At 40.3% G+C, this 17,501-nt stretch carries 13 protein-coding genes; 9 read left to right on the forward strand and 4 right to left on the reverse strand.

From position 1 onward, the window contains the following. Positions 1-52 precede the first annotated feature (52 nt). Positions 53-1,636 (forward strand): hypothetical protein, encoded by a 1,584-nt coding sequence (locus P6709_RS11720; protein WP_278241110.1) that lies wholly within the window; start codon positions 53-55, stop codon positions 1,634-1,636. 453 nt (positions 1,637-2,089) lie between these two features. On the opposite strand, the gene P6709_RS11725 is transcribed toward P6709_RS11720, so the two are convergent. Next, on the reverse strand, positions 2,090-5,239 hold the full coding sequence (locus P6709_RS11725) for a DEAD/DEAH box helicase (RefSeq protein WP_278241111.1): 3,150 nt from the start codon (positions 5,237-5,239) through the stop codon (positions 2,090-2,092). 241 nt (positions 5,240-5,480) lie between these two features. Between P6709_RS11725 and P6709_RS11730 the strand changes: the two genes are divergently transcribed. Continuing rightward, a complete protein-coding gene (locus P6709_RS11730; RefSeq protein WP_278241112.1) occupies positions 5,481-5,708 on the forward strand; it encodes a hypothetical protein in 228 nt (75 codons plus the stop codon). Between the two features lie 260 nt (positions 5,709-5,968). On the opposite strand, the gene mcrC is transcribed toward P6709_RS11730, so the two are convergent. Beyond that, positions 5,969-6,997, reverse strand: a complete 1,029-nt coding sequence (gene mcrC, locus P6709_RS11735) for a 5-methylcytosine-specific restriction endonuclease system specificity protein McrC (protein WP_278241113.1) — start codon at positions 6,995-6,997, stop codon at positions 5,969-5,971. Beyond that, on the reverse strand, positions 6,990-9,140 hold the full coding sequence (locus P6709_RS11740) for an AAA family ATPase (RefSeq protein ID WP_278241114.1): 2,151 nt from the start codon (positions 9,138-9,140) through the stop codon (positions 6,990-6,992). Before P6709_RS11740 ends, mcrC begins: the two co-directional genes overlap by 8 nt. Before the next feature lie 246 nt (positions 9,141-9,386). Here P6709_RS11740 and P6709_RS11745 point away from each other — a divergent pair, with 246 nt between their 5' ends. Then, the gene (locus tag P6709_RS11745) at positions 9,387-10,046 is read left to right on the forward strand and encodes a hypothetical protein (protein WP_278241115.1); all 660 of its coding nucleotides are present in this window, start codon (positions 9,387-9,389) and stop codon (positions 10,044-10,046) included. 96 nt (positions 10,047-10,142) lie between these two features. On the opposite strand, the gene P6709_RS11750 is transcribed toward P6709_RS11745, so the two are convergent. Next, on the reverse strand, positions 10,143-10,799 hold the full coding sequence (locus P6709_RS11750) for a hypothetical protein (RefSeq protein WP_278241116.1): 657 nt from the start codon (positions 10,797-10,799) through the stop codon (positions 10,143-10,145). 306 nt (positions 10,800-11,105) lie between these two features. Between P6709_RS11750 and P6709_RS11755 the strand changes: the two genes are divergently transcribed. The 6 genes from P6709_RS11755 to P6709_RS11780 all read left to right on the forward strand — a co-directional run bounded on the left by P6709_RS11755 (position 11,106) and on the right by P6709_RS11780 (position 17,500). Continuing rightward, positions 11,106-12,341: an endo-1,4-beta-xylanase gene (locus P6709_RS11755; RefSeq protein ID WP_278241117.1), complete on the forward strand. Its 1,236-nt coding sequence runs from the start codon at positions 11,106-11,108 to the stop codon at positions 12,339-12,341. Between the two features lie 38 nt (positions 12,342-12,379). Beyond that, positions 12,380-13,798: a family 43 glycosylhydrolase gene (locus P6709_RS11760; protein WP_278241118.1), complete on the forward strand. Its 1,419-nt coding sequence runs from the start codon at positions 12,380-12,382 to the stop codon at positions 13,796-13,798. A 184-nt stretch (positions 13,799-13,982) separates the two neighbouring features. Further along, entirely contained in the window at positions 13,983-14,456 is a 474-nt protein-coding gene (yiaA, locus tag P6709_RS11765; protein ID WP_278241119.1) for an inner membrane protein YiaA, read from the forward strand. Between the two features lie 171 nt (positions 14,457-14,627). Continuing rightward, the gene (locus P6709_RS11770; protein ID WP_278241120.1) at positions 14,628-15,482 is read left to right on the forward strand and encodes an NAD-dependent epimerase/dehydratase family protein; all 855 of its coding nucleotides are present in this window, start codon (positions 14,628-14,630) and stop codon (positions 15,480-15,482) included. An 18-nt stretch (positions 15,483-15,500) separates the two neighbouring features. After that, entirely contained in the window at positions 15,501-16,337 is an 837-nt protein-coding gene (locus P6709_RS11775) for an aldo/keto reductase (RefSeq protein ID WP_278241121.1), read from the forward strand. Between the two features lie 368 nt (positions 16,338-16,705). Then, positions 16,706-17,500 carry an SDR family NAD(P)-dependent oxidoreductase gene (locus tag P6709_RS11780; RefSeq protein WP_278241122.1) on the forward strand — a complete coding sequence of 265 codons (795 nt, stop codon included), beginning with the start codon at positions 16,706-16,708 and terminating at the stop codon, positions 17,498-17,500. Position 17,501 lies beyond the last annotated feature (1 nt).

Genomic DNA, 17,501 nt, shown 5'->3' on the forward strand with positions numbered 1-17,501 from the left:
ACTTTGATATGCAACTTATTCCAATATTAAAATTACACGGAGGAAGAATTATATGCCAAATAATTATGAAAAATTGTACAGCATAAAAAATGATCTAGAAAAAAGTATTAAGCAAAACAAGATTTTTAAGCTGTCAGTAGACGAAGCAGTAATTTTAATTTTTGAAGTAGTAGGTGTCTTATTTTCACTTTCCATTACTTTAGAACATGAAAAAATGCAAAAAATCATTAAGGAATATGTTAAAACTAATGCTTCAGAGATTGAAGATATTTCATTTTTTCAAGAATCCTTAAAGTGGATATTTCGTTGGTGTGCAATCTATTGTGAAGAAGAGTCTTCAATAAATAAAGGCGATATAGTCCCTGAAGAAGTTTTTCAATTTATGGGCACTGCTTATGCTTATGAAAAATTTATTGATATGTGGGGAATGCACAATCATAAAAAAGTTAAATTTCAAAAATACAAAAATAAAATAACTTTTGACTATAATAATGAAGAAAATTACATTACTCATCTTTTATATGACACTTATTTTAAAAAAGAAAGCGATGCTAAAAACCGATTAAAGATAGATCTCTTTACAGATTTAAATCATAATACTTTTGAAGAAACTATGAGTATTGCCCATCAAATGGATTTTGTTTGTACATTCAACGTTGAGTTTGATCAATTTAACTTGGACGATTATAAAAAGTTCTCTACAACATTAACAAATTTGCTATCAGAAAACAGAATGAAGAAATTTAATGGAAAAAATTATATTATAAATCCCAAAAAGGAGGGGTATTTAATATATAAAAGGGAAATCTTCATAAATGATTTGGCTCATAAAACAAAAATGACTAAAGAGAAGATAGAAAACATTATAAGTTTTTTTACGTACAACTTTTCTAATCCGAAAAGTGATATTTCACTATCTTATCTTGTTCCAATTTCAGATGACTATATAGTTATATCAGAAGCGGTGTTTAGTCTTTCAAGACCAGAAGCTAATGCTTTGCGTTTACTAGCGAAGAACAAGTCATCGAATTATGATGCTGCTCAAAATAATTTTGAAGAGCAAGAAAGAAAAGATATAGAAGGAAACATTAACAAAGATTTTCTATTGAGTTATGGAACTAGTAAAGCACAAAAAAATCTTCCAGGGATTGATATGCTAGTTTTTGATCCTGTAGGAAGACACCTTCAAATAATTGAATTGAAATATAAAATTCCAGTTGATTCAACACTTGATATAAAAAACTTAGATGATATGTTAAAAAAAGCTTATCAACAAGTAGAAGTGGCTAAAAGTTTGACTAAAGATCGTATGCATACATTATTAGAAGAATATTTTGGAAGTGAATATGAGAAAGTCATTCCTGGGCGTATTGATTACTTTGTCTTAACAAATTATTCTATAGGGACTGGGATAGGAGAAAATACGCCAACACCTATTCTTTTAACGGATCATTATAAAGATTTAATGAAAAAAAGGAATGGCATGTCATTAGTTAGAACTGTTTTAAATAGTAGTGATAAAAAACTTCCAATAGAGCGGAGAAAGAGGCATAGTCGATTTTCTCTACTTGGTCATAAGATATTAATACCTGAGTATAGCTTTAGACTAAATTTATCAGAAATTGAGCAAGGTTGAGAAAACAGTATTCCAAATAACTTCACTTCATGCCACACGCCGATCATTATGCCAAATGGTGAAGTGGAGCAGTCGGGGATTTTTATGATGAACTAAATTTTGTAACGATGTGTTTTCCGAGGCGTACTGGCAGGTCGAGGCTTATTACATTGAGGAGATGAAGAGTGGAAGACGCTGTCTAAATCGATTTTATCAGGCCTTATGCGCAGGAAATAGCCAACAAGGACAGATATACACAGGCGGGCATACTGCGCGTGAGAAAAGGTTGATGTATGTGATGGGGAGAGCTGTATCATAAGTAAATACTGCTGATAAATTAAAGAGCTTAATCTTAAAGCAGAAGGTACTCACCTTGAAAGTAAGGACCTTCTGGATCTATTTCGAAATGACTAAATTTATTTATAACAAAATGAATAATATTATGGTGAAAAAAATAGTTAGTCATTCTAAGCTCTACAATATATTCTTATTAGCCCTCGGCACCAAATAAGAAGGCATGTCCTCCTCAAGCTCCCAAACAAAACTCATTGGTTTGTTCTCGGAGTGCTTAATATAATTAGCTGTGCCAAGAAAGACGAAAGGTGAAGGAATGCTACCTTTCTCTTTTTTATATTCTCTGACAAACAGAGCGATTTTGTTTCCGGTCTCCCGGTGGTGAATATATCGTTGGGCAGTCGGACTTTCTTCAGTCACACGACTTTGAGTTTCCCAATGGAAAAGCTTTTCGTTTATAGCATAGTCCTCGTAAAGAGTTGAAGGTGAGAAGTCTTTTTCTGATTTGTTTAGAGTGATGAAAAAGATATCAAGGTTTTTGTCCTTGAAATATTTGACTCCTTCCCGGAACGCTGGGCTTTGTTCTTCGTTGTTATAGTCAAATCCAGCAAGCACTTGAGCCGTTGAGTAGCGGCTATGGACTTGGAGCGGGCAAGGGAAGTCAAAGTGAGGCTGCAGTTCTACGGTTTCTAATGAGTCGTACAATACCCCGATAATTTGATTGATTTCCTCTTTGAAAACAGGATGCTTCAACACATTTTCAATACCTTCCTTTATTGAAGAGAGTCCTTCTTTTTCAGGATGCGCTTGATAGAAGGAGTAATAGAACATGTTCAGCATTAGTTCTTCTTCTTTCCCGCTAGCTTCTCCTGTTTCAATATATTCCTTTATAAACTCCAGCAGCTTTCTTGAGTTAAGATGAAAGAGGCTTGGTAAGCGTTTAGTCAGCCAAATTTCGTCCTCATAGGTGAAATCTTCTGTAATACCAGCGTCCACTAGAAGTCGGGAAAAGCTTCTATTTCGATTTCCTTCGTAAAAGTCATAGACATCCAAGTGATAGTGCTCCAGGAAATTTTTCAACGTTATAGATTTCCCAGTATCGTTCACAAAGGTTTTTAACTTGGCTACCAGGTTTCCTTTCGTATTGGCACCTGCCTTAATGTTTCGCAGGATGTATTCCTTTGCTTGTTTTTCCAGCTGGATGAAGCAGCCTTTTGGCAGGTTGAAGAAGCCATTTTCGACATAGTACTGGACGGAGTGCTTTGATTTGCCGATCAAAGCACGAAGCTTTTCTTCATAAGAATAGTTGCGGTGAGCCTGTCCGACGAAATCAAGTACTGTCAGGCATTCTTTATCTTCTGAAAGTCGAAGGCCCCGTCCTAGCTGCTGCAGGAAGACGGTCATACTTTCAGTCGGGCGCAGGAATAAGACGGTATTGATTTCTGGGATATCGATTCCTTCGTTGTATAAGTCGACAACAAAAATAAACTTGATTTCTCCTGAGACGAGCAGCTGTTGTGCATCCTGACGGGATTTTCGGTCTGTTCCTCCGTGTAATGCGATGGAAGGGATACCGGACTTATTAAAAAAGTCTGCCATGTACTGAGCGTGAGCAATAGATACGCAGAAGCCCAGTCCTTTTACATCGCCTATCTCCGTTACATACTTTTGAACACTTTGGACGATCTGGGAGCTTCTCAGGTGATTGGACGTATAGACATTTTCTAATTGCTTAGTATCGTAACCGCCTCTCGACCATTTCAGTTTGGAGAGATCGACGGTATCAGTGACGCAGAAGTATTGAAAAGGACTTAACAGCTTTTGATTAACGGCTTCTGTTAAGCGCATTTCGGCTGCAATGTGATCATCAAAGTAAGAGAGGATGCTTTTTCCGTCCATCCTCTCAGGTGTAGCGGTCAGTCCCAGGAGTATCTGCGGCTGATAATGGTTCAGCAGCTTTTGATAAGAGCTTGCTGCCGCATGGTGAAACTCATCGACAATAATGAAATCGTAGTAGCCGCTTTCGGTGTATTTGTGAAGCTCCTTGCTATTAAAGCTTTGGATAGAAACAAATAAGTGATCAAGGGAGGACGGCTGTTGAGCGCCGACAAGCATGTCCCCGAAGTTTTGATCTCGTAAAATCGCACGAAAAGTATTCAAACTTTGTTTCAGGATTTCTTCACGGTGAGCAACGAAAAGCAGCTTTGCTTTGCCTCCATTTGCTTTTCTGAAACGTTTGTAATCGAAAGCAGAAATAATGGTTTTCCCCACACCAGTTGCGGCAACCAATAAATTTTTATAGCGATGATGAACTTCTCGTTCTGCCTGAAGCTTTTCCAGGATCTCTTTTTGGTAGAAATAAGGCTGGATGTCAAAGAGATATTGAACAGAGTCCTCAGCCACTTTACTTTTTTCCAAAGCGAGCTTGAGAGTCTGATAGTCTTCCGCATTTTCTCCATTAAACAGCTTGAACTCCCTGTCATTCCAATAGCTTTCAAAGGTGGCTTCACATTTTTTTAATACATCGAAGGAATCCTTTTCTGTTACCTTCACATTCCACTCAAGACCAGAAGTTAGAGCTGGGTTGGATAGGTTGGAAGAGCCGATGTACGCCGTGCTGAAGCCTGTATCTCTTTTAAATAGATAGGCCTTGGCGTGAAGTCTTGTCCGCTGCACATCATAAGAAATACGAATTTCGGTGTTGGGAAGCTTGCTCAGCTCCTGTATTGCCTTGAAATCCGTTGCTTCCATATAAGAAGTCGTGATGACACGAAGCCTGCCGCCACCCTCAGTGAATGTCTTCAATTCCTCCAAAATGATTCGCAGACCACTCCATTTAATGAAGGAGACCAGCATATCCATAGAGTCAGAGGAGACGATTTCCTTCTTCAACTCACCCAGCATGTTTGGCTCGTAGCTGGAACCGGTGAATAACGAGCTCTCAGAAATGGGGGTTATAGGACGAACCACTCCCTGATTTCCAATACTTCGGATGGAATTTATCTTAGAGTAGATATGGGTGAGGACTTCACCTTCTTCAGAGATTCTTAGTTTTTCAAATTCTTGTTGATCCAATCGCTGGCTAAGAATGGTGATAATTTCATTACACGTCTCGATTTGTTTAAGAAGAGCCTGTTGATCATTCCGCTCCTCATCGCGGACAGATTTCAATGCACTCCTGGTGACTGAGCTGATGTAGGAAGAGAGTACTTTACGAGCTTCCTCCACATCCAGAGGAGTCTTGCCAATATCAAAATCTAAATCAGAGCCTTTGAGCTCTTCGTGAAGCTTTTCGGTAATGATTTCTTCATATATTCCTTCTTTAAGCATATGGAGATCCTTCCCTGATATATGGTTTTATTTGGTATAATTATATCATAGCTATATAGAGTATTTCTTTATCCCTTAAAAGAGTATTTAGTTGATGAATTTATTCGCTTTTAATGCATAGTAGATTATATAGTTGGCAGTGAAGGTTTTCATATATGTTTTTTTAGCTTTTTAAAAAGGAGAAAAAGCAGTTGGTAGAGAATAGATATTTAAAAAAACAGTAACGAAGGAGGGGTAGGGTGTGGAATTTAAGGATTTTTTAAAAGAGAATTATCATTTAGGGGACAAATCTGTAAAAGATTATATTAGTCGGTGGAACAGGATCGTTAACGACGGCTTATATAACGGGGAAACAGAGCTTACCCCTTCTTTGAGAGCTTCTATGGATAGGGCTTATCCAGAAGACTCTCATTATCGTCTCACACTTGAACGATATATTGATTTCATCAAAATAAAACAGAAAAGATAAAGGTATTGTTTACACGTACGATAAAATTTATCAGACCTTACCTCAAAGTGGAGATACTTTTTGAAGTAACATCTATATCCTCGATCCTAATGTGGTAATATAACTTATCATAAAATTAATAAAAGCATTGGATAGACTTCCAATGCTCATTTTCTTGCCCCTTAAACAACCTCGATAATCCGTTCCATTAGTTTATGAAATTATAAAAAATTGAAAAACAACTTTGTAATATCTATTTATCGAATATTTTTCTAAAGTAATTAAAAGTCTTTCAAAATTTTTTCAAGCTGGTCTTTTATATTTGAAAAATTAGTGTTAAGTTCTAACGTTTTTACACTAACTCGGTTACTCTCCATTATATAACTTTGATTAGGAGCAATTTCTTCATCCGTTTTCGCATAAAGTAGAAGACCACTTACCAGCCCAGTTTGAAACATATCTTTGTTTTTAACATAAGTGTACATCTGATACAGATTACTAGAGTGAATTGTTTTCTTGTTATAGAGTGAATTGTGTTGCAAAGCACTTTTATAATATTTTGTGTCTATTATGAGAGTGCGGTTTTCTTTATATAGGGTTATATCGCTCTTCATTCTAGGCAAAAAATCTCTTTCATCATTATCCACTTGCCACTCAATATGGGAAGAGGCTGGACGAAGTGAAGGGTGATGCTTTTGATAATAACCCAAAACAAATTTTTCAAATAATACGTGCATTGCTTGATCATCGGTAACTTGTTTTTGTTTTGAATACCCCTCTTGTGTTGATAAAAGGTTGCTTTTGACTATAAACTCACAAATATTAATAAGCATCCGATAAGTGACGTTATTACGCTGGTATTGTATGGAACTCCACTGTACAGATGTCAGGTGGACTGTTCCTACTTGTCTTAAATAAAGCACGATCCTTCTTAGTTCTTTTTTTTGAGTTAAGCTTACCTCTTTTGATCTTAGAAGTAATAATAAGGTAGTCTTAACGATTTGATTAATTTTGGTGTTTTCAGTGTATTCATCAAAATCGCAGACTAGCTGTTTCTTGAAAGGAGCTCTTTCTTTAATAGAAGCTGCAACATCTATTCTGCCACGAGGGGACGTTATAGATTCTGTATGAAGCATGTAATCTTTTGCGAGTCCTCTTTTAATTTGTTTTGACATACCCAGAACAAGGAGAGCAGCACAAAGGTCTGCTGCATGTTCAAAAGATTCGGTATCTACATGCGCAGTGCCATCTTCTTTTAAAAACCGAAAAGCGTAGGCGAGCATATAATAAAGATTTTGAATTTTAATCATTTAATACTCCTCGTAAGCGAACAGACCATTCTTCAACATGGGCGGGTTCATCAAACCAATATTCCTGTATAAGAGGAATTAGCTCGTATTCAATTACGCTATTTAACCATTCATTAGTAACTGGTTCATTTGTGTAAAGGTAGCTGTGGCCTATCATAAAACCACTCCCTAACGCTTCATCCTGAGCAATGTCCTGATTTAATAGTTGAACTCTATTCACCAGTTCTTGAAAATTACTTGATTGGGCTTTTTCAACAATTTGCTGAAAGCCCTTAGAATTAAATGCAGGTGTCAGCTCAAAAAAGGCAAATCTTCTGCGTAAGGCGTAATCCATCATTGCCAAGCTCCGGTCAGCTGTGTTCATCATTCCAATAATATGAATATTTGCAGGAACGGAAAAAAGCTCATTGGCATACAGCAGTCTCAATTTATCACCACGTTTATCTTTTTCGATCAACATAAGTAGCTCACCAAAAATTTTGCTAAGGTTTCCGCGGTTTATTTCGTCAATAATAAAGAAATAAGGACGCTCGCTATCCTTTTCTGCTGTTTTACAAAATTGATAAAATGGTCCTTTCAAAAGTTCGAACCCACTTTCAGTTGGACGATAACCCATCATAAAATCTTCATAGCTATAACTTTGATGAAATTGGATCATCTTAATACGACTGGAATCCTTCTCACCCATCAGTGCGTATGCTAGACGTTTAGCAATATAAGTTTTTCCTACGCCAGGTGCTCCTTGAAGAATTAAATTTTTCTTTATTAAGAGCAAATTTGTTAAACGATCATATTGAGAATCGTCTAAGAAAACCTCACTTATGAAATTTTCTTTAGTATAAGGATCGTATTGTATTATTGGATCAACTATGTCTCCTCCAAACAGATTTTCGATCTGCTCAAGATAATCTGGATAGTCTGTAACATCTGTTAGTGTCTTCATAGGTGCTTGTCCTGGATGGGGCCACTCTCCTTTGTGAGTCCACTTTACCTTGTGAACGTGACAAAAATCCTCTCGTGTCTCATCATACATATATTCAGATTCTACAATACCTCTTCCAACAACCTTATATAACCCGCTTTTAACATAGATAATATCACCAGGGGTGATTTCGTTGCTGAATTGCCATAGGGCATGTCCGATATTCATATAGCTTTGATTTTCATCGAAGAGCTCATTCATTTTTTCTTTAATAGCATTTTTCGACTCGTATTGAGTTAGATCACCAAGTTCATGCCAGCTTATGCCCATTATCCCAGCTTGATAAAATTCCTCCCATTTGTAAGACTTTTCGCCTGGAGAATAGAGCCAATATCTTTTTTCATTTTGTGACGAGGGAAGTGTTTCATAAATTACACTATCATTCTCTTTACCTGGCTCATTTATCATAGTAGAAGAACTGATCCATGCATCATAGGAAAGATGAGGAAAACTTTGAAAGTATAATGTTTTATCAGTAATAGCCTGTTTGATACGACTATTTATTCTTAAGTAATTTTCTCCATCAGGTAAGGTGTTTATAGAAATTCCACTAAGAACTTCATTTATTATTTGAGGATTTGCTTGAAAGTAAGCGCGGTTTTTCCCATCAAGACTTATGAATGTGAAAGGGCGAATCCAGTATAACCCCATAGTAATATTCCATTTGATTTTATGCTGTTGGATGACACGATTGTAAAGATCTATAAAGATTTCTTCCGTCTCATTTGAAGGGTTATTTGAATAAACGATGCTTGCTTCAAAAAAATCCCAAAGGTTTTGAATATCCATGGATTCTCGATTGGTATGATTACCAAAAAACCATGCTGCCATATTGTTTAACACAGGAACTCCATCAAAAACATCTGGTACAACGGCACTAATATTAAACTTCTCTTTAAATTTAGTTAAAATCGCTGTGCGGTTATCATCTCTAATTCCTTTGTTAAACGTTCCGAAAATAGTGAAAGGACATACATCCATCATATAGTCGTCAATACCGCTACTCCTATCAACGAAAGGATATTTCATTTTTAGTTCTTTAAATATTTCCTGAGTAGTCTTCAATAATTCGTGCCGATTTTGTTTATAATCGAGCAATTTATTGGCTAGTTCCATATAGAAAGTAGTCCACTCGTATTTTTTATCAAGAGTAATCTGCATGTTCATTCCCCCTGTAAAGTTTAGTTAGTCCATATCTCTTATTGTATAGGGTGATAGAAATTAATGGTAGGCCATTAATGGGTAAAGTAACATTGGAATTGCAACTCTCCAATCGGTATTCAAAGAAATAAGTTTAAATGTTTTACTTTTTTAAGTTTCAGCTTTTAGTATTTTGTTCTTTTATTATTGAAACCTTTCCTTCCAAAATAATGTATAACAATAAAAACCCCAGAGAGAAGGAATCCAATGATAAAGAACAAACTCTTCCTTATCAGTTCAGCTATCCTGTTTTGTCTTTCCATCATTGTCTATTTCATCATTCCAAACGAAAGAAAATTGCAGGGAACTCTTACTGTGATGAATTTTCCTGTACAAGACCACAATGGGATGGTTGTATTGGGTACGATTGGGACATTGTTTTTCATCGCGTGTCTATTTTGCCTGGCCAGGGGGTTGGAAAAATATCGTGTACGGTCCGTCATTGGCGTGATGGTTGTGTTCGTTTTTTTGCCGGGTATTCTCATGACTGGGTATCAGGAAACCTTTGCTTCCGGGGTAAAGGCGGTCTCATACGGTCAAGATGGAGAGTGCTTTTTTGAAACGGTTGAAGAAGACCAATTAAACGGTGAATGCACGTTCGTTTTGCGTAACCGGAGCAATGAAGAAGTGACGTTTGAGGTGGAGTTTATGGATTCCTTTTATTACGTTGAAGAAAATCAAAGAATGGTATCGCTTATGAATCTCGCTGGCCCGCATAAGGTCACCATGGAAGCGAATGAAAAAAGGTCCATCCGCGTGACGGAGCTGCTGGATGTATCTAAGGTTCCCAACCACATTGATTCGGGTAGTTCTTATGGCATCGAGCTTAAGTTAATTCAAAGTAATGGTGATCAGGTTCATTTATAATCTATAGGTTCTCCTATGTATAAGCAACCCCTCTAATCTTCAAACATTGAAGAATAGAGGGGTTTTCGATTCAATAATTTTTAAGTGTGTGCCTGTTTACCGGTCACATCCGTACTTGAATTCAGGTTCTGTTTGGATATAATAAGCCGTTCTCACTTCTGCCACCCAAAAGGCAAAGGCTGACCTCCAGGAAACACTATTGAAAAATTCATCAACAGATTGATTGTCAGAATCCCAGACGATTAGTGTATTAAGCGGGGGAATTCCTCCGAGCCACAATCCATTTGTGAGGTCGGTGTCATCTTCCCGGACTAGTAGAAGGGGAATCCCGCGCTGAAAGGCCATGGCCGGTTCGATTTGGGCAAAGCTTGAGCCCTGCCAGAAGGGTTCGGTTGATGGGGGTGGCCCTACATTTGTATCGATGGTTTCAATGAGAAAACGGCGGAAGTTCACGGCCAGCATGCCGTAGCTTGAAGAAACCAGTCTGCGGACATTCGTTAAAATGGTTTCCGGGTAGTTTTCTGTTATAGGACCTGTACGAGGGAAAAGCAATGCATTCTCCATTTCAAAAATAAGCCGGTTAAGAAATTGCCGCTGCTTTGCGTTCAAGTTATTCGTCGTGCTTAAGAACACGGGAAGGCGAAATGCGCGGTCAAGGCAATCCTGGTGTGGTTTTAATGAGTGGTTCTTACACTCCTGCTCTTTCTCTATCACTCTATCATGATTGGAATCTTGATTTTGATCCATAGTCATCTCTTTATTCACCTCCTTCTATTTACTATATGAAAAAGGAGAAAAGAGAGTTGGACAATACGCATCTATTTTCGCTAAAGCTGAATAAATAATAATTATGCCTACAGCAGGTGGCTATCTATTTTAATAGAATTAGCCGCCTGTTTTTTTATATTAGAAGAGCTATTCACCCTAATTCCTATACTTTTCACAGAAAATTGTATAGTTTACCTGTGTTCTTGTGAAATCTGTACTGCTAAAATCTAGAAATAAGTAAGCGCTTTCTATTTTAACAAAAATACATACGTGAAAAATGGAGGGGTTTAGATGGGACAGGCTCATGAGTTGAAGCACAGAATGGGGAACAAGACGATTAAGCTGGTGGATGCAGCAGGTCTACCAGCCGCGGGAAAAGAAGTCGAGATCAAGCAGACAAATCATGCGTTTTTGTTTGGGTGCGGCATTTTTGACGCGGTGGATGTAGCAAACCAAAACGTACCCTCAGACAGACTTGCATTCCAGGAAGAAAAGCTGGATTTATTTTTAGACGTGTTTAACTCCGCCACGCTGCCGTTTTACTGGGGGAGGTTCGAGCCTGAAAAAGGAAAGCCGCTCACAAAAGAATTACAGGCAGCAGCCCGGTGGTTAAAGGAGCGGAATGTTGCCGTAAAAGGACATCCGCTTTGCTGGCATACTGTAACCGCCCCGTGGCTTTTGGAAATGAGCAATGAGGAAATTCTTCAGGCGCAGTTTGCTAGAATCGAGCGCGAGGTGACTGACTTTAAAGGGCTGATTGATACATGGGATGTGATCAATGAAGTGGTGATTATGCCGATTTTTGATCAGTACGATAATGGCATTACAAGAATCAGTCAGGATCTAGGACGTGTAGGCATCATTAAAGAAATGTTTGCAAAAACGCGTGAACACAACCCGGATGCGACGCTTCTATTAAATGATTTTAATACGTCGATCAACTATGAAATTTTAATCGACGGCTGCTTGAATGCTGGGGTTAAGATTGATGCGATTGGCATTCAGTCCCATCAGCATCAGGGGTATTGGGGCCGTGAAAAACTTGAGGAAGTGCTGGATCGTTTTTCACATTTCGGTCTGCCGATCCACTTTACTGAAAACACCTTAACCTCCGGGCATCTGATGCCGCCTGAGATTGTGGATTTAAATGATTATGAACCTTCCCACTGGCCGTCTACACCGGAATTTGAAGAGCGTCAGGCAAAAGAAGCAGAGGAAATGTATTCGATTTTGTTTCAGCATCCATTAGTTCAAGCGATTACGACCTGGTCCTTCAGTGACGATGGTTCGTGGCTTGGTGCGCCTGCCGGATTTATTCGGAAAGACAACAGTCCAAAACCAGCGTATAAGGTGCTGAAAAAGCGGATTAAAGGGGATTGGAGTACACATCTTACCGTGAAAAGCGATGACAATGGAGTGATTTCCTTTGAGGGGTTTTTAGGTGAGTACGACCTGGTATGCGATGGGGAAAAGGTCTCCTTTACCATCGAACAGGAAGCTGAAACCGATCAGCTGATTCTCCGATAATGACGATCAAAACGGAAATGCAGGGAGTGAAAACACGTATGACGATGAAACAAGGGGTAAATCCGTATCTTCCATCCTGGGAGTACATTCCGGATGCGGAGCCGCATGTCTTTCAAGGGAGGGTGTATATTTATGGCTCCCATGACCGCTTTAACGGGCATGTGTTTTGTTTAAACGATTATGTATGCTGGTCGGCGCCGGTTGACGATCTTGGCGATTGGCGGTTTGAGGGGGTTATCTACCAAAAAAGGGATGATCCCCTTAACCCGGACGGCAGAATGTGTCTGTACGCACCGGATGTAACGCAGGGCCCGGGTGGACGTTATTATCTATACTATGTGCTTGATAAAGTGTCCATTGTATCTGTGGCTGTGTGCGACACGCCGGCAGGGAAATATGAATTTTACGGCTATGTGCAGGATTCAGAAGGTGGTCTGCTTGGAGATAGAGAAGGCGACCAGCCCCAGTTTGATCCCGGTGTCCTGACAGAAGGTGATACTGTCTATCTTTATACCGGATTTTGCGCGGCCGGCGACACGTCTAGAAAGGGCGCGATGGCAACGGTATTGGCTGCCGATATGCTGACAATCGTGGAAGAGCCGGTTTTTATTGCACCGAGTGAGCCTTACAGCAAAGGAAGCGGCTACGAAGGACATGAATTTTTTGAGGCACCGTCTATGCGGAAAAAAGGCGACACCTATTATTTCATTTATTCCTCCATTGTGATGCATGAGCTGTGCTATGCAACAAGCAAGCATCCGACGAAGGATTTTGTTTACCAGGGCGTCATTGTAAGCAATAACGATCTTCATATCGAGACGTATAAACCTGCCGCGCAGCCGATGTATTACGGCGGCAATAACCACGGCAGCATCGTTGAAGTAAATGGCGGGTGGTATATCTTTTACCACAGGCACACGAATGGGACGAGCTTTAGCCGTCAGGGCTGCATTGAGCAGATAGAGTTTCTCCCGGATGGAACGATTCCTCAGGTAGAGATGACGTCTTCCGGACCAAACGGGGGGCCGCTTGCCGGACGCGGGGAGTATCCCGCTCATCTTGCGTGCAGCCTTTTCACAAAAGAGGAAGAAGTGTATTCCGGTTCCTTTGGTGCGTGGATGGACGGGAGATTTCCGAAGATTACACAGGACGGAAAAGATGGAGACGAAGAAAGAGGGTATATTGCCAATATGCAGAATGAAGCAACTGCTGGATTTAAATATTTCGATTGCAACGGCATTCAAAAAGTGAAAATTGAGGTTCGGGGCTACTGCCGCGGCAGCTTTGAGGTTAAAACAGCCTGGAACGGACCGGTGCACGGGCGAATCCCGGTGGACTTTACTAACGTTTGGACTGAATATGCGGCCGACCTTATCATTCCGGACGGCAAGCAGGCGTTATACTTTACGTTTAGCGGAACGGGTAGTGCGAGCTTGGCTTCCTTTACGCTGGAGTAAGCCTGAAAATAAATTTGAATAGAATAGCTGAATAGAAGTGGTCTACCGTTCCCCTTTTGCCACTATAGTAAAACAGTAGGATGAAAAAAATAAAGTGTCATTCAAATGTCACAGGTCTGTCAATAATTGCTATAATGTGTTTGTATGGCAGCTTCATATTGAGAGCGTAAAGGGGAGTGACTAAATGGCTGATGTAAATGAACAGGCTTTTTTGAATAACGATGAGGAAAAGAGGCCGAAAAACAAGGTGGAACGTAAAGAAGGGGAACCGACCGCCGCGTTTAAAGGGGCAAGCTGGGCTGCGCTTATTATTGGCTTATCTGCTTATCTGATCGGGTTGTTTAATGCCGCAATGGAACTGAATGAGAAGGGATATTACTTTGCGGTCTTAATCTTCGGCCTGTATGCAGCGGTCTCCCTTCAAAAAGCGGTGCGGGACAAGGAAGAAGATATCCCGGTTTCAGGCATTTACTATGGTCTCAGCTGGTTTGCCGTTGTGACAGCGATCGCCTTGATGGCAATCGGTCTTTATAATGCCGGAAGCATCATTTTAAGTGAAAAAGGTTTTTACGCTATGGCGTTTGTTCTGAGCTTATTTGCCGCCATTACGATTCAGAAAAACATTCGCGACACACAGGTTGCAAGACAAAGAGATTAATAGCAGGAGGGTATTACTGGCTGCAGTAATGCCTTTTTTATTTGTGAGAATTCTACATACATAATTGCAATTACTTGAAAATTAAAAATGTTTGCCCTATGCTTAGTTTACCGAATAAACTAAGAGATTGTATTTGGAAGAATTAAGGAAGCATCAGATGGAGGGTTGAACATGAAAAAAGCAGTGATTACAGGTGGAAGCGGTTTACTTGGTTCAGCAGTTATACAGGAATTTTTAGATCATGGCTACGAAGTGGTAAATGCAGACAGAGTGCATCCAAAGGAAGCGCTATGCAAAACCGTCATCACAGACCTGACGAACCTCGGTGAAGTATACGGAGTGCTTTCGGGAGCGGATGCAGTAGTTCATCTTGCTGCGATTCCAGTAGCCTATTCTCATCCGAATGAAGTCACCTTTCAAAATAACGTCATGTCTACCTACAACATTTTAGAAGCGGCAGGAAATCTCGGCATAAAAAAAGCGGTTATTTCCTCAAGCGAGTCCTCGTATGGGATCTGTTTTTCAAAACAGAATTTAACGCCTCAATATGTACCGATCGATGAGGAACACTCGCAGCTGCCGGAAGAAAGCTATGGCTTATCAAAAATTGTGAATGAAAAAACAGCGGATATGATCCATCAGCGAACAGGGATGCAGGTTGTATCCTTCCGGCTGGGAAATGTGATTTCTCCTGAAATGTATAAAAATTTTCCTTCGTTCATCCATGAGCCTGAGCAGCGCAAAACGATTTTGTGGAGCTATATTGATACACGCGATGCAGCCACCGCCTACCGGTTAGCGGTCGAAGCAGAGGGACTCGGCTCTGTTGCGCTGAATATTGGAGCGGACGAGACAAGCATGGATATTGAAAGCAGAAAGCTGATGGAGACCTGTTTCCCTGAGGTAAAGGACTTCCGGGAGGATTTATCCGGCTTTGAGCCCCTATTAAATAATAAAAAAGCGAAGAAGCTCTTAAACTGGGAACCTGTTCAAAAATGGAGAGAGAATGTAAAACAATATCTTTAAAAATAAGGAGAGATTCATATGGGAAGCATTCAGGAAACAACGACATTGCACAACGGCATTAAAATGCCATGGCTTGGTTTTGGCGTCTTCAAGGTAAAGGACGGAGAAGAGGTTGTGAATTCGGTAAAGGCAGCTCTTGAAACCGGCTACAGAAGCATTGATACGGCAGCTATTTATGGCAACGAAGCAGGCGTCGGCCAGGCGATTGCTGAATCCAATGTGCCGAGAGAAGAATTATTTATCACCACAAAAGTCTGGAACTCCAATCACGGCTATGAAGCCGCACTTGCTGCGTTTGATGAAAGTATGGAGAAGCTCGGCTTAGATTATCTGGACCTTTATTTAATTCACTGGCCGCTCCCGTCTGAGGGGAAATATGTGGAGACATGGCAAGCACTTGAGACCCTGTACAAAGAAGGCCGTGTCCGTGCAATTGGCGTCAGCAACTTTAAAACGCATCATCTTGAAGACATTATCGCTAAATGTGATATCGTGCCCATGGTCAATCAGGTAGAGTACCATCCGCAATTTAACCAGCGGGAACTGCACGATTTCTGTAAAAAGCACAGCATTCAGCTTGAAGCCTGGTCCCCATTAATGCAGGGAGGACTGCTGGAGAATCCTCTATTGGTTGAAATTGCTGAAAAACACAACAAATCAACCGCCCAGGTCATCATCCGCTGGGATATCCAAACCGGCGTCGTCACTATTCCAAAATCCGTAAACCCTCAGCGGATTGCGCAAAATGCAGATGTATTTGATTTTGAGCTTTCCCCCGAGGACATGGACAAAATCAGCACACTGAACCAGGATCAGCGCATGTTTGCCGATCCGGATGAATTCGACCGGGTTTAATTACAATAAAAAATGACTGTCCTTGCGATCCATTTTTCGCAGGGACAGTTTTTTTGTGCAGATTTAACTCTACCTACTATAAAAACAGGTTCATTGGTGTGGAAGGCGGTGACTCCTGTGGGAGCAAGCGGGAAGGGTGAGACAGTGAAGATGCGGCAGCATCGAAGTGGCTCACCTCCCGCCCCACGGAAAGCATTCGCCTGAAACGGAAATGAACCGTCCTTTTAAACAGATTAAGAGTAAAATTTTCCTCTTTACAATAAATTAATAGAACTATAACAGAAATTTCTCTCTTATTCGTTGCATTCTTCTTTTTAAGGAATTAGACTGTACGTAATGAATGATTGCGAAAGGAGGGACACGAAAGAATGAGTTTCGAATACAGCAAGATGACTGATTTTACGATGGATTTCTTTCGACTGAACGGCAAAGTGGCGATCATCACCGGCGGAAATTCAGGGCTGGGTCAGGGATATGCACTCGCACTTGCGAAAGCCGGAGCGGATATTTTTGCCGTCAGCATGGGGGAAGACGACGATCAAACAAGAAAGCTGGTTGAAGCAGAGGGCGTCAGATACCACTTGATGATCGGCGATATTACCGAAGAAGGTGTGTGCAAGCAGATCGTGGAAGATTGCTTGAGACTGTTTGGCCGAATTGACATTTTGATTAATAATGCGGGCATTAGCTTGAACGAAAAAGATGTCACCCGGTTTACGAGACTTCAATGGGACAAAATGGTTTCAGTTAATTTGACTGCCCCGTTTGAGTTAGCGCATGAGGTGGCAAAAATCATGATCGAGCAAAAAAGCGGAAAGATTATCAATTCCTGCTCCCTATTTTCCTATCTTGGTGGACAATGGTCGCCTGCCTATGCCTCCACAAAGCACGGACTGGCGGGATTCACAAAAGCGTATTGTGATGAACTGGCTCAATACAATATTCAAGTAAATGGCATTGCGCCAGGATACTTTGCCACGGATGTTACAAAGGAAACGAGAGCAAATATGGAAAGCAATCAACGGGTGCTGGATCATATTCCAGCCAACCGATGGGGAAATATTGTGGATTTGATGGGCACGATTGTCTTTCTATCAAGCGATGCGTCAAATTATGTGAACGGCACCTTAATCAATGTAGACGGCGGATTTTTAGTTCGATAGA

It is taken from the genome of Jeotgalibacillus sp. ET6 (genome assembly GCF_029667115.1).
Classification (GTDB): Bacteria; Bacillota; Bacilli; order Bacillales; family Jeotgalibacillaceae; genus Jeotgalibacillus.